The sequence below is a fragment of the Agrobacterium sp. SUL3 genome (assembly GCF_001263295.1).
GTDB classification, from domain to species: domain Bacteria; phylum Pseudomonadota; class Alphaproteobacteria; order Rhizobiales; family Rhizobiaceae; genus Agrobacterium; species Agrobacterium tomkonis.
The window spans coordinates 1-12701 of sequence record NZ_KQ414526.1; the positions used below are offsets into that span (position 1 = coordinate 1).

Below are 12701 nucleotides of genomic sequence, written 5' to 3' on the forward strand. Positions count from 1 at the left end.
GCAGCGAGAGCGATGGCGGAGAGGAAGACCATTGGGCATCTGTCGTAGCGCGTAGCGACACGCCGCCAGTCTTTGAGACGCCCGAACATGATCTCGATCCGGTTGCGCCGTTTGTAGCGGCGTTTGTCGTATTTGATGGTTTTGTTGCGGGACTTCCGCCCCGGAATGCAGGGGGTGATCCCCTTCGCCTGTAAAGCGTCACGATACCAGTCGGCATCATAGCCACGGTCGGCCAGTAGCCATTTGGCCTTGGGAAGTTCATCAAGCAAGGCGGCAGCACCGGTGTAATCGCTGATCTGACCGGCCGTAATGAAGAAGCTGACCGGGCGACCATTCGCATCCGTGACGGCATGAAGCTTGGTGTTCATGCCGCCTTTCGTGCGTCCAATCAGGCGGCCCGCACCCCCTTTTTTACCCGCAGGCTGGAAGCTGTGCGGTGGGCCTTGAGATAGGTCGCATCGATCATGATGGTCTTGTGCTCTGCAGCTTCAGGCACAGCCAGGCCCTCCATCATCTGGATAAAGATGCCCTTGTCGCTCCAGCGTTTCCAGCGGTTATACAAGGTCTTCGCCGGACCATATTCCCTCGGCGCATCACACCACCGGAGGCCGTTGCGATTGACGAAAATGATGCCGCTCAGGACACGCCGATCATCGACACGCTGGCGGCCATGGCTCTTGGGGAAATAGGGCTGAAGACGGGCCATTTGCTCCTCCGTCAGCCAGAACAAATTACTCATCAGTCGGGCTCCTATCCGCCCGTCTGAATCATAGCCGTCAATTCAAATCAATGGGTCCTGACCCTAGNAATTACTCATCAGTCGGGCTCCTATCCGCCCGTCTGAATCATAGCCGTCAATTCAAATCAATGGGTCCTGACCCTAGCGGCTTGCCCCATTGCAGCAGATAGGTCTTCGTCGCATGCAGATAGTCGAACGTGTTCTCCGATCGGGCGAAGCGCAGATGCAGGAGCTTGCCGGTGGCGTCATCGATATAGACGAGCAGGGCGCATTTGGGGCCGCAGTTCTCGAACCACCAATGATGCGACCCGTCGATCTACCAGTTCACCAAAGCAGTCGCGCCGGCCGCGTGGCTGGAAAACCCGCTTCTTGCGTTCCCGACGTGAGACCCAGATGCCGGCCTCGGTCATCCATTGCCGAAGCGTCTCCTTGGCGACCGAGATCCGGTGCAGTTCGATCAGTTTCTCGCGCGCCAGCGTCGGGCCGAAATCCAGATAGCGTTCGCGGATCAGATCCAGCGCCGCATTGCGAAACTCTTCGCTATGGCGCCGGTTGCTTGGCCGTGATCGCTTCTTGGAAACAAGGCCGACCGGACCATCCCGGTCATAGGCTTGCAGCAGCCGATGCACCTGACTGCGACTGAGGTCGAGCTGCTCGGCAGCCTGGACGACAGTCAGGCGTTCGTCACGGATCTTCTGGATAAGTTCGAGGCGATGCAATTCTTTCTGCGACATGGTGATTAAACAGGGCATGACGACTCCGACCGCTCATGGTCTCGACCAGGCTGAAGATCGTCATCCTTGCTCCCAATGTTGGTTTTGACCAGTGCGCAAAGAGGCGAGACTGTCGCATCTCTAACTGGCCCAACTGTCGCATTAAATTACAAACAAAAATTGCATAAGATATATTATGGAACTAAGCTATTGTAATCACAGTGAAAAGCTACTGTTGTGCAAAACCCGGTACGAACATAATTACGGACAAATTATTCTTGAAAACAACTTATGCGACAACACGAGTTTTAGCGCGAGGGCCACCCATTATGTTATCTGGCGGCGGATGATGCGGATACTTAAATACGGCAGTCTTGTCTTTGCCCTCTTGCTTATTGGTCTAGTCGGCTATGGAGCGAAGGGATACTTTGATGCACTATCGGATGCCACGACGTTGCGGGCTCGTGCTGACGAAGTGATCGCTCAGGGCCGCGGCGGCGGTTCCTTAGGCGCAGCTTATCGAGCTATTTTGATCGCGGTTGAAGACCCGAATTATTCAACCCATTCTGGGGTAGATTTCTCTACTCCAGGCGCTGGTTTGACAACAATCACTCAATCGGCAGCCAAGCGGCTCGCCTTTGAGCAGTTTCATCCTGGCCCCGGCAAGATAAGGCAGACGGGCTACGCACTTGGGATGGAGCGCCGTCTTTCCAAGGAGCAGATTCTTGCCCTCTGGCTGGAAACGCTGGAAATGGGCAAGGGACCTGATGGCTGGATAGTAGGCTTCCATTCGGCAAGCTCAGCGATCTATGGGCGGTCTCCAGCCGAATTGACCGAAGCGGAGTTTATCCGGCTCGCGGCCGTGCTGATAGCGCCGGCTTCATATGATCTCGCTCGAAGCGACGCCAAGCTCGAGGAACGCGCCGGCCGAATCCAGCGTCTGGCAGCCGGGGCGTGTACGCCTGCGGGCTTTTCGGATGTTTGGCTCGAAGGGTGCCGATAGCGTATCCCATGCGACAGGATTTTGAGAGAAAGAAAGATGGAGGAAGCGCGTGGCCTCGATAACGTCAGGCAATGCAGAGCAATATGGCGATAGCCGCAAGCTTGCGGCTCGCGCCCGGTTGAACAGCGAGTACACGATCGCCGAAACCGGCTGGTTTCCTTGGATAGCAGGGCAGCTTCCTCTCAAGCCCGGCGACAGCATCCTTGATATCGGGTGTGGTCCTGGTTGGTTTTGGGAGGCAGCCGCAAGCGGCCTGCCGCAAAACCTGCACCTTACGCTTTCCGATCTTTCTTCGGGCATGGTTCAGGAAGCCGTTGAGCATTGCCGGCCCCTGCAATTTGCATCGGTCACAGGGCAGCAAGCCGACGCGGCCGCGTTGCCCTTTGAAGACGGGTCCTTTGACACCGTCATCGCCATGCACATGCTCTATCATCTGCCTGACCCGTCGAAGGCGGTTGCGGAGATGCATCGGGTTCTGAGGCCGGGCGGTTGTCTGGCGGTGACGACGAACGGCGCCGGCAACATGCGCGAGATGTATGGGCTGACAACGGTGTTCGGCAGTCCGCCAGTCGATCCGGCCGGCGCTGCGTTCGGATATGACGCGGCCGAACGGATCATGCAGGCTCAGTTCGGCAATGTGACCATGAAGCAGCATCCAGCCTGTCTGCGCGTGACCGATCCGGAAGACGTATTCCTGGCCCTGACGTCCTACCCTCCCGGCGATGCTGCCGACGACGCGCAGCTTGTCGCATTCCGGGATGCGATCACCAAAGCGTTTCAGGTGGGCAACGGTGTTCTTGAGGTTGGAAAGGAAAGCGGCTTATTCGTAAGTCATAAGCGAAATGCAGAGTGACTAACTCTCGTGCCGGTCGATGCCCAGCGCTCCGCGATCGCCGATTTTGCTACCGGATGGCTGACGCGGGCCCTGCAGAAAACGTCCTAACCGGCTCCACGCCCAAGCGGCCGAGCGTCAGACCTGTTGGGCATCCTTGTGCGAGGAGCCGAGCTCGACAGGAAGATCGGCCTTCATGTCGCTCGGCACGACATAAAGCTCCATGTTTTCGCGCGACAGTTCCCAGTGCTTGAAAACAAGGTCGACGACGGCGGGCTCGTCATGGGCCTTGATCGCGTCGATGAAGCCGTCATGGTGCTCGACAGCCAGTTGAAGGCGCTGCCGCATGTCGTCGTTGCGCGGATGAAAAAACGTGTGGCCGATGCGGGCGTGATCGATGAGGAGCCGCCCCAGGCTGGGCTGCAGATAAACATTGCCTGACATCTCACCCATGATCTCGTGAAACCGGTTGTTCTCGAGGACCATTTCAAGCGTATCCAGCTTCTCGCTGGCGATCCGAAATCTTTCCTGCGTATCGCTCAGTTCCGACAACTGCTTAGGCTTGAAATTCTGGACTGCCAAGCGCCCGATCGCCGCATAGATCATTGGCGCGACAAGAAAAAAATGTCGCAGCGTCGAATGGTTCAACGGGATGACGCGCGCGCTTCTGTTCTCCCGCATGTCAATGTAACCTTCGCCTGCCAGGCGACGCAGGGTGTCCCGTACAGGCGTACGCGAGAGACCATATTTCTCGCTGAGGCTGACCTCATCCACATCCTCGTCGGGGTCGAGTTCCATCGTCAGGATCTGACGCTTGAGATCGTCGTAGAGTTCGCTCTTGCCGCTCTTCATTCAAGTCATTCCCCAAGGCCGAAGTATTCCACGCGTGATTGGCTTAATGCCGACCATAGCCGTTGGCAATCGCGATATTCAATCGCGGCGAGCGTGATAACCCTCCTACCTCTCATTGTTTGCCAATTGTATATCGTAGGTGTACTCGTTGTGTACTTTCATAATACAATTTTGTTGACTCACTAGAATACTCATGCAAGCTTGTCCTCAAAAGCCGACAGCGCGATGCGCGGGCCAGGTCACATCGGGGATTCGGGATGAAGGGCGGCAAGAGCGAACTCTACGACGATCTCAAGCGTCAGATCCTGACGATGGAACTCGATCCCGACGAAGACCTGGATGAAGCATCGCTGAGCGAAAAATACGGCCTGTCACGGACCCCGGTGCGGGAGGTTTTCCGTCGCCTGGAAGGTGAAGGCTACGTGGATATCCGCACCAACAGGGGTGCTCGGGTCATCCCGATGAACCACTCGACCCTGCGCCACTTCTTCCTGGTCGCGCCGATGGTCTATGCGGCGATCGGACGGCTGGCGGTTCGGAACTTTAAGGTGAAGCAGCTCTCGGAGCTGCAGACCACGCAGGAACAGTTTCGTGCCGCGAGCTTCTCGCATGATGCGCTTTCGATGACGCTCGCCAACAACCGGTTTCACGAGATCATGGGTGAGATGTCGGGCAACGAATACCTGCAGCCTAGCCTCGGACGGCTGCTGATCGATCATGCGCGCATCGGCCATACATTCTTCCGCCCCCGCAACGCGGACATGCAGGAGCGGCTGCAAAAATCGGTCGGCCACCATGACGGCTTCATCGCGGCGATCGCCGCCCGCGACGAGGACGCTGTCGTCGACCTCGTGTTCGAACACTGGGAACTGTCGCGCGAGAACATGGAAATGTTCATCGCACCCCAAGCACTCAAGGCGGACGCACTGGTCGAAACGCCGACGCAATCGATGGAGTCATCATCATGAAATTCGAAGGCATCTACACCCCGGCGATCACGCCGCTCAGCCCCGACGGGCAGATTGACCGCGAGGGGTTTGCGGCTGTGTTGGAGTCGCTGATCGAGGCCAAGGTGCATGGCATCATCGTCGGCGGCTCGACCGGCGAATATTATGCTCAGAGCGCCCAGGAACGCTTCGAACTCGCTGCTTACGCCAGGGATGTGATCGGCACGCGTCTCGCTCTCGTCATCGGCACCGGTGCGACACGGACCGAAGATTCCGTCGAATATGCCAAGGCTGCGAAGGAAATCGGTGCTGACGCAATCCTCGTCTCGTCGCCGCCCTATGCGCTGCCGACGGAAAAGGAGAACGCGGTCCATGCGCTGACGATCGACCGCGCCGCCAACCTGCCGATCATGCTCTACAATTATCCGGCCCGCATGGGGATCACCATGCGCGAGGACTATTTCTCCCGCGTGGGCCGGTCCAAGAACGTCGTGGCGATCAAGGAGAGCTCCGGCGAAATGGCCAACGTCCATCTCCTGGCGCGCAAGTTCCCCCATATCGGCTTGTCCTGTGGGTGGGACGACCAGGCGCTGGAATTTTTTGCCTGGGGTGCCAGAAGCTGGGTCTGCGCCGGTTCCAACTTCCTGCCGCGCGAACATGTCGCCCTCTATGAGGCCTGTGTTCTCGAAAGGAACTTCGACAAGGGCCGGGCCATCATGACGGCGATGCTGCCGCTGATGGACTTTCTCGAATGCGGCAAGTTCGTCCAGTCGATTAAGCATGGATGCGAGATCATCGGCCTGAAGACAGGTTCGGTGCGCGCGCCGCTGCGCCCGCTCAATTCCGAAGAAAAAAGAACCCTTGAAACCGTTGTCGCGACTTTGAAGCGCACGGTTGCCCAGATCACGTCGGGAGCCAACAATGCATGAACCCTTGAGCGCGGCCGAATACAAGGCGATCGCCACCAATCTTCACCTGCCGACCAACGCCTTCATCGATGGCGCATTCCGTCCGGCAAAGTCCGGCAAGACGTTCACGACGACGAACCCTGCAACCGGCGAAACGCTGACCGAGATCGCGGCCTGCGACGCTGGTGATGTCGACGACGCGGTTGCAAACGCGAAAAGGGCGTTCGATGACGGTCGCTGGCGTTTGCTGCCTCCCGGCGACCGGAAGGTCGCTCTCCTCAAACTCGCAAAGCTCTTGGAGGAAAACCGCCACGAGCTGGCCGTCATGGAAAGCATCGACAGCGGCAAGCCGGTGCGCGAATGCCAGACGGTCGATGTGCCGGACACGATCCACACGATCCGCTTCCATGCCGAGCTTATCGACAAGCTCTACGACAACACCAACCCGGTCGGGCCGAATGCCCTTGCCATGGTGGTGCGCGAGCCGATCGGCGTGGTCGGCTGCGTGCTGCCCTGGAACTTCCCGCTGCTGATGCTCGCCTGGAAGATCGGCCCGGCACTCGCCTCGGGTTGCTCTGTCATCGTCAAGCCGGCGCAGGAAACCACGCTCACCACTCTTCGCGTCGCGGAACTGGCTCTCGAGGCCGGTATCCCCGCGGGCGTCTTTAATGTCGTCACCGGCAGCGGCAAGGATGTCGGCGAGCCGATCGGGCTGCACATGGATGTCGACATGGTCGCGTTCACCGGCTCGACACCAACCGGACGTCGCTTCCTGCGTTATGCCGCCGATTCCAACCTCAAAAAGGTCGTCCTGGAATGCGGTGGCAAGAACCCGGCCGTCGTCCTTGATGATGCCGAAGACCTCGACCTCGTGGCCGAGCAGGTCGTCAACGGCGCGTTCTGGAACATGGGCGAGAATTGTTCGGCCACGTCGCGGCTGATCGTCGACAGCAAGATCAAGGACGCGCTGCTCGAACGGATCGGCGCCTATCTGCGCGAATGGAAGACCGGCGACCCGCTGGATCCGGAAAACCGCATCGGCGCTCTGGTCAGCAAGGCGCATTTCGACAAGGTCAAATCCTTCCTCGACGACGTGAAGACGGAGAAGCTGACGCTCACCTATGGCGGCACGACGCTGAGTGGCGTCTTCATCGAACCCACCGTCGTCGGTGGCGTCACACCGGCAAGCCGCCTTTTCCAGGAAGAAATCTTCGGACCGATCCTGTCGGTGACCACTTTTGAAACGCTGGCGGAAGCGGTGAAGCTCGCCAACGACACTAATTATGGCCTCACCGCCTCGGTCTATACCGGCAGCCTGCGCAAGGCGATCAAGCTGTCGCGGGAAATCCGGGCCGGCCTGGTGACTGTCAACTGCTTTGGCGAGGGCGACGCTTCGACACCGTTCGGCGGCTACAAGGAATCGGGTTTCGGCGGTCGCGACAAGTCGATCTTCGCCCACGACAATTACTGCGAACTGAAGACGATCTGGATCGATATCTCCGAGCGCTCCGTGGACGAGACAATCCGATGATCACGAAGTCCGTCAAGCGCTTGCCTTTTGAAAATGGCGTGTCGGGCTGGGAGGCGATCAGCAAGCGACCGCTCCCGGTCCGGAGCCTCGAAGGCAACGTGACCGCGGACTGGCTGGTGATCGGCGCGGGCTTTGCGGGACTGTCCGCGGCCCGCCGGCTGAAAGAGCGTCGTCCGCAGGACAAGGTCGTCATTCTGGAGGCGAGTGAACTGGGGAAAGGCACGTCGGGACGAAACTCGGGCTTCATGATCGATGTCCCGCACAACCTCACCTCCAGCGAATATTCAAGCGGCAGTGCTGATGCCACGCAGATGGAGATGGCGCAGAACCGCTCCGCGATCGCCTTTGCGACGCAAGCCGCCTGTGAATACGGGATGTCCCGCGAGACGTTCGATCCCGCCGGCAAGATCAATGCCGCCGCGACCGCGCGCGGCATGAAACTGAACATGACATTCGGGCAGTCGTTGAAGGGTGCGGGCGAGAAGTATGTGTTTCTCGACGCTCGCGTGATGCGCGACATCACCGGGTCGGACTATTATCTGGGCGGGCTCTACACGCCCGGCGCGGTTCTCATCCAGCCGGCCGACTATATCCGAAGCTTCGCCGCCGGCCTGTCGGAGAACGTCGATGTATACGAGCGCAGCCCCGTAACATCGTTGAAGCGCGAGGGCGGAACCTGGACCGCCACTTCATTGCGCGGAACGGTCACGGCGCCCAGGGTCATCCTCGCGGTCAACGGCCATATCCAGGATTTCGGTCACTTCGGCGGCAGGCTGATGCACATCTTCGCCTACGCTTCGATGACGGCCCCGTTTGATGCTGCTGGCCGAGGCGAGGAAAGATCAGGCCGCGACAAGTGGGCGCTTCTTCCCGCCGACGCGATGGGCGCGACGGTGCGCAAGATCACGACCGGCGGACAGTCGCGAATCGTGATCCGGACAAAATACACCTACGAGACAACGGTGGATGTCAGTGAACGGCGCATGACGAAGATGGCGGGCGAGCATCGCCGCTCCTTCGACGCCCGGTTTCCACGCCTTGCCGGTTTGCCGTTCGAATACAGCTGGGCCGGCCGGCTCTGCCTCAGCCGCAACCACGTCCCGGCTTTTGGTGAGATCGAAGAGGGCCTCTATTCGGCCTGCTGCGAAAATGGCCTTGGCACGGTCAAGAGTACGCTCGCCGGCATGATGGCGGCTGACCTCGCGACCGGCTCGGCCTCCCGACAGCTTGATGAATACATGGATCATGCCCAGCCCTTGCGGCTGCCGCCGGAGCCGTTCGCATGGCTCGGCATCAATTCCGTGATCCGGTTGCAGGAATTGCGTGCAGGCCGCGAGGGATGATCCCCCGCCGCGCAATGTGGAGACTGAGCCAAGTGCTGGGCTTCAACGATAATGGGAACGAAAACTAGGAGCGAAAAATGAAGACTCTATGGAAAGCAATCTGCGCAGCGGCGATGGTCGGGATAACCGTGATGTCGGCGCATGCCGAAGAAAAGACCATCACCATCGGCACGATGTCGTGGGAAGACCTCACACCGATCACAGGCATTACGAAGAAGGTGCTCGAAGATTCCGGCTACACCGTGAAGGTCGTGCCGTTCTCCGAATGGGGCATTGCCTACGCCGCTCTCAGCAAGGGCGACGTCCAGATCCTCGCCTCGCAGACGGACTATGTCGCGCAGGATTACTGGGACAAGAACAAGAAGCGTCTCGAAAAGATTTCCCCGGTCTCGCACGGCCTGTTCCAGGGCGTCGCGGTTCCGAAATACGTCACCATCGATTCCATGGACCAGCTGAACGACAACGCCGACAAGTTCGGCGGCAAGATCGTCGGTATCGAGCCGGGATCGGGCCTGATGCGCGACACCAGCAGCTCCGTGAAGGCATACGATCTCAAGCTGCAGCTCGTCGAAGGCAGCACCGCCGCGATGACCGCCGCGCTGAAGTCCGCCACAGATCGCAAGGAATGGATTGCCGTGACGATCTGGGAGCCGTCCTGGATGATGCAGAAATACGACGTCAAGTTCCTGGCAGATCCGAAGGGTGTCTTCCCGCCGCCGCAGAGCTACTACTGGATCGGTCAGAAGGGTTTCTCGGCCGAAAATCCTCACGCCCGTGAGGTCATCGCCAGCGTGTACGTCCCGCTTGCCGATATCACCGCAATCAACAGCGCGGTCAACGACGGCAAGACGATGGACGAGGCGATCAGGGACTGGACCGACAGTCACGCCGATCTTCTGAAGCGCTGGGAAAACATCAAGCCCGAATAACGCAAATGCCGGGCCTTTCGCACTCGCGGTGGCCCGGCTCCAATTCCACGAATGAGAATGCCGGCATCAAACCGGCTCGCGGGGAACGCTATGACCACGTCAATGAATAATGCCAGCGATATCCTGATCGACTGCCAGTCGGTCTGGAAGATATTCGGAGCCAGGGCCAAGGCGGCCGTCGAGGCGGTGAAGACAAAAGGCTTGTCCAAGAAACAGATTCTGACGGACTATGATTGCGTCGTCGGCGTCTCGGATGCCAGTCTTCAGGTCCGCCGTGGCGAGATCTTCTGTATCATGGGACTGTCGGGCAGCGGCAAGTCCACGCTGATCCGGCTGCTCAACAGGCTGATCGAACCCAGCCTTGGGAAGATCCTCGTCAAGGGCAAGGACATCTCCGCCCTGAATGCCGCCGAACTCCGCGACATTCGAGCCCGCAACATCGGCATGGTCTTCCAGAGCGTCGCCCTGCTTCCGCACCGTACCGTTTTGGAGAATGCCGCCTTCGGCCTTGAGGTCCGCGGCGTCGGCAAGGAAGAACGATACAAGACCGCCCGCGCTGCACTGGACAAGGTCGGCCTTTCCGACTGGACGGCGCGCTATCCATCCGAATTGTCGGGCGGCATGCAGCAGCGCGTCGGCCTTGCCCGTGCCTTAGCCGCCGATCCCGAGATCATCCTGATGGATGAACCGTTCAGCGCGCTCGACCCTCTGATCCGACGCCAGCTTCAGGACGAATTCCGCCAACTGACCAAGTCGCTTGGAAAATCGGCGGTGTTCATCACCCACGACCTTGAGGAAGCCATCCGCATCGGCGACCGCATCGCCATCATGAAGGACGGGGTCATCGTCCAGGTCGGCAATGCCGAGGAGATCGTGACCAAGCCTGCGGACGACTACGTCGCCGAATTCGTTGCCGGCATTTCCCGGATCCATCTCGTCAAGGCGCACTCCGTCATGATGCCGGTTGCCGAATACACGCGCAGCCACCCGAATGTCGACACCGGCTCGCTGCTGCGCACCACGCCCGAAGCTGATATCGGCGCCCTGATCGAGTTGACCATGCAATCGAGCCGCGACGCCGTCGCTGTCGTCGAGGGTGGCAAGGTGGTTGGCATCGTCACGACGCGCGGCCTGCTCTGTGGCGTCGCCGGCCGTCCCGCCACCGTGCCCGTAGCGGCATAGATCGGTGATGGTCATGGACACGTCCGTTATCACTGACAGCTTCGACGAGAAGATTGACGACGCGCTGAACTGGATCAGCGACAATGCCTCGTGGCTGTTCGACAGCATCCGGGCCGTTCTGGAGGGCACTTATGACGGCGTCCTCTGGCTCGTGCAGCTTCCACCCTTCTATGTGATTGCCCTCGTCGCGGCGGCACTGGGATGGCGGTTGATCAACGTGCCGGCCGGGCTTCTGGCAGGCGTCGCCCTGCTCGGATGCGCGGTGATGGGGCTGTGGGCCGAGACCATGAGCACACTGGCCCTGGTGATCACGGCCACGTTCATGGCGCTGGTCATCGGTATTCCGCTCGGCGTCGTGGCCGGCTTCGTCAAATCCTTCGACAGGTTCGTCGAACCGATCCTCGATCTCATCCAGACCCTTCCGCCCTACATCTACCTCCTGCCTGCGATCGCGTTGATGGGATACGGACCGGCCACGGCTCTCCTCGCCACCGTCATCGTTGCCATGCCTCCGGTGATCCGCCTGACATCGCTCGGCATCCGCAGGACCCCGCGCGAGTTCCTCGAACTCGGTCAGGCGAGCGGCCTGACGCCGTGGCAGATGTTTTCCAAGATCAGGCTGCCCTTCGCGATCCCGAGCGTCATGGCGGGGATCAACCAGAGCCTGATGATGGCGTTCGGCATGGTCGTTATTGCCGGCATCGTCGGTTCCGGCGGCTTGGGCGAAACAATCTACAGCGCGGTCAGAACACTCGACATCGCCACATCGATCAACGCCGCCATCGCCATCGTCATCCTCACAATGGTGATCGACCGACTGACCCAGAGTGCTGCGCGCCGCGCCAATGGAGGCAAGTGATGGACCTTGACCTTGTTCGCTTCTCCCCCGGCGCGTACCTCGCCCCGGTTGTCGATTGGCTGAACGCCAATTTCCATCCCTTCTTTGATATGGTGACGAAGGTGATCGAAGCCGTGCTGGGCGGCCTTGAAGCGACCCTGCTTTACCTGCCCTTTTACGCGGTCATCCTCATTGCCGTGGCCTTTGCTGCCGTCGTTGTGAATGTTCGCGTCGCGGTGACCAGTGCGATCGCGCTGACCTTCTGCTTTCTTGCGGGCCTGTGGGAAGCATCAATGCAGACGCTGGCGCTGGTAACGGTGTCCGTCTGCATCTCGGTGCTGATCGCCTTTCCGCTCGGCATCCTGGCCTCCCGCTATCGCATGTTCGCGGCGGCCATCCGTCCCGTGCTCGACATCATGCAGACGGTCCCGCCGTGGGTCTATCTCATCCCCGCCGTGATGATCTTCACCCTCGGGAGGGTGCCTGCCATCATCGCCACGATCGTTTACGGCGTGCCGCCGATGCTGCGATTGACGACGCTCGCCTTCAGCCAGGTTCCGAAGGACCTGCTGGAACTCGGACAGGCTATGGGCGCCTCGCCCCGCGCCGTCCTGTTCAAGATCGAAATCCCCGCAGCGACGCCAACACTTCTCGTGGGGCTCAATCAGTGCATTCTCCTATCACTCGCCATCGTCGTTCTCGCAGGTCTTGTCGGTGCTGGCGGGCTAGGAGCCGAGGTCACACGCGGACTGACACGAATGGAAATGGGATTGGGCTTGCGAGCCGGACTTGCCATCGTGGCGGTCGCGATCTTCCTCGACAGGTTGTCACGCGGCGCGCTGCAGGGCCGTCGGTTTCCTGTGGTTGGCAACTGAGAGGACTAT

At 59.8% G+C, this 12701-nt stretch carries 12 protein-coding genes and 1 pseudogene; 10 read left to right on the forward strand and 3 right to left on the reverse strand.

Features of this window, described 5'->3' with window-relative positions; translation table 11 throughout:
• Positions 1-739, reverse strand: a protein-coding gene (locus AKG12_RS29835) for an IS5 family transposase (RefSeq protein ID WP_156316099.1) whose coding sequence is annotated in 2 segments (ribosomal slippage) — positions 1-415 and positions 415-739 — 740 coding nt annotated over the 2 segments. Because the reading frame shifts where the segments join, the coding sequence is not laid out codon by codon here. This gene is flagged as partial in the annotation.
• Positions 740-881: 142 nt separating this feature from the next.
• Positions 882-1491: pseudogene (locus AKG12_RS26775) on the reverse strand (helix-turn-helix domain-containing protein); the annotation flags it as partial.
• Positions 1492-1648: 157 nt separating this feature from the next.
• On the opposite strand from AKG12_RS26775, the gene AKG12_RS31160 reads away from it, so the two are divergent.
• Both AKG12_RS31160 and AKG12_RS26785 read left to right on the forward strand, forming a co-directional pair.
• On the forward strand, positions 1649-2455 hold the full coding sequence (locus AKG12_RS31160; protein WP_234823864.1) for a transglycosylase domain-containing protein: 807 nt from the start codon (positions 1649-1651) through the stop codon (positions 2453-2455).
• Between the two features lie 49 nt (positions 2456-2504).
• Entirely contained in the window at positions 2505-3308 is an 804-nt protein-coding gene (locus AKG12_RS26785; RefSeq protein WP_052821163.1) for a class I SAM-dependent methyltransferase, read from the forward strand.
• 117 nt (positions 3309-3425) lie between these two features.
• Here AKG12_RS26785 and AKG12_RS26790 read toward each other — a convergent pair whose 3' ends face one another.
• Positions 3426-4139 carry a GntR family transcriptional regulator gene (locus AKG12_RS26790; RefSeq protein ID WP_052821164.1) on the reverse strand — a complete coding sequence of 238 codons (714 nt, stop codon included), beginning with the start codon at positions 4137-4139 and terminating at the stop codon, positions 3426-3428.
• A gap of 257 nt (positions 4140-4396) precedes the next feature.
• Between AKG12_RS26790 and AKG12_RS26795 the strand changes: the two genes are divergently transcribed.
• From AKG12_RS26795 to AKG12_RS26830, 8 genes are all read left to right on the forward strand, one after another.
• The gene (locus AKG12_RS26795; RefSeq protein ID WP_003501816.1) at positions 4397-5107 is read left to right on the forward strand and encodes a GntR family transcriptional regulator; all 711 of its coding nucleotides are present in this window, start codon (positions 4397-4399) and stop codon (positions 5105-5107) included.
• Entirely contained in the window at positions 5104-6015 is a 912-nt protein-coding gene (locus AKG12_RS26800; RefSeq protein WP_052821165.1) for a dihydrodipicolinate synthase family protein, read from the forward strand. The genes AKG12_RS26795 and AKG12_RS26800 overlap by 4 nt, the downstream gene beginning before the upstream one ends.
• Positions 6008-7525: an aldehyde dehydrogenase gene (locus AKG12_RS26805; protein WP_003501818.1), complete on the forward strand. Its 1518-nt coding sequence runs from the start codon at positions 6008-6010 to the stop codon at positions 7523-7525. The genes AKG12_RS26800 and AKG12_RS26805 overlap by 8 nt, the downstream gene beginning before the upstream one ends.
• Positions 7522-8868: an NAD(P)/FAD-dependent oxidoreductase gene (locus AKG12_RS26810; RefSeq protein ID WP_052821166.1), complete on the forward strand. Its 1347-nt coding sequence runs from the start codon at positions 7522-7524 to the stop codon at positions 8866-8868. Before AKG12_RS26805 ends, AKG12_RS26810 begins: the two co-directional genes overlap by 4 nt.
• A gap of 77 nt (positions 8869-8945) precedes the next feature.
• Positions 8946-9797: a glycine betaine ABC transporter substrate-binding protein gene (locus AKG12_RS26815; protein WP_052821167.1), complete on the forward strand. Its 852-nt coding sequence runs from the start codon at positions 8946-8948 to the stop codon at positions 9795-9797.
• 90 nt (positions 9798-9887) lie between these two features.
• Positions 9888-10979 carry a quaternary amine ABC transporter ATP-binding protein gene (locus AKG12_RS26820; RefSeq protein WP_035243753.1) on the forward strand — a complete coding sequence of 364 codons (1092 nt, stop codon included), beginning with the start codon at positions 9888-9890 and terminating at the stop codon, positions 10977-10979.
• Between the two features lie 13 nt (positions 10980-10992).
• Complete coding sequence (locus AKG12_RS26825) at positions 10993-11838, forward strand: ABC transporter permease (RefSeq protein ID WP_035243850.1); 846 nt, start codon at positions 10993-10995, stop codon at positions 11836-11838.
• On the forward strand, positions 11838-12692 hold the full coding sequence (locus tag AKG12_RS26830) for an ABC transporter permease (protein WP_052821168.1): 855 nt from the start codon (positions 11838-11840) through the stop codon (positions 12690-12692). Before AKG12_RS26825 ends, AKG12_RS26830 begins: the two co-directional genes overlap by 1 nt.
• Positions 12693-12701: the final 9 nt, after the last annotated feature.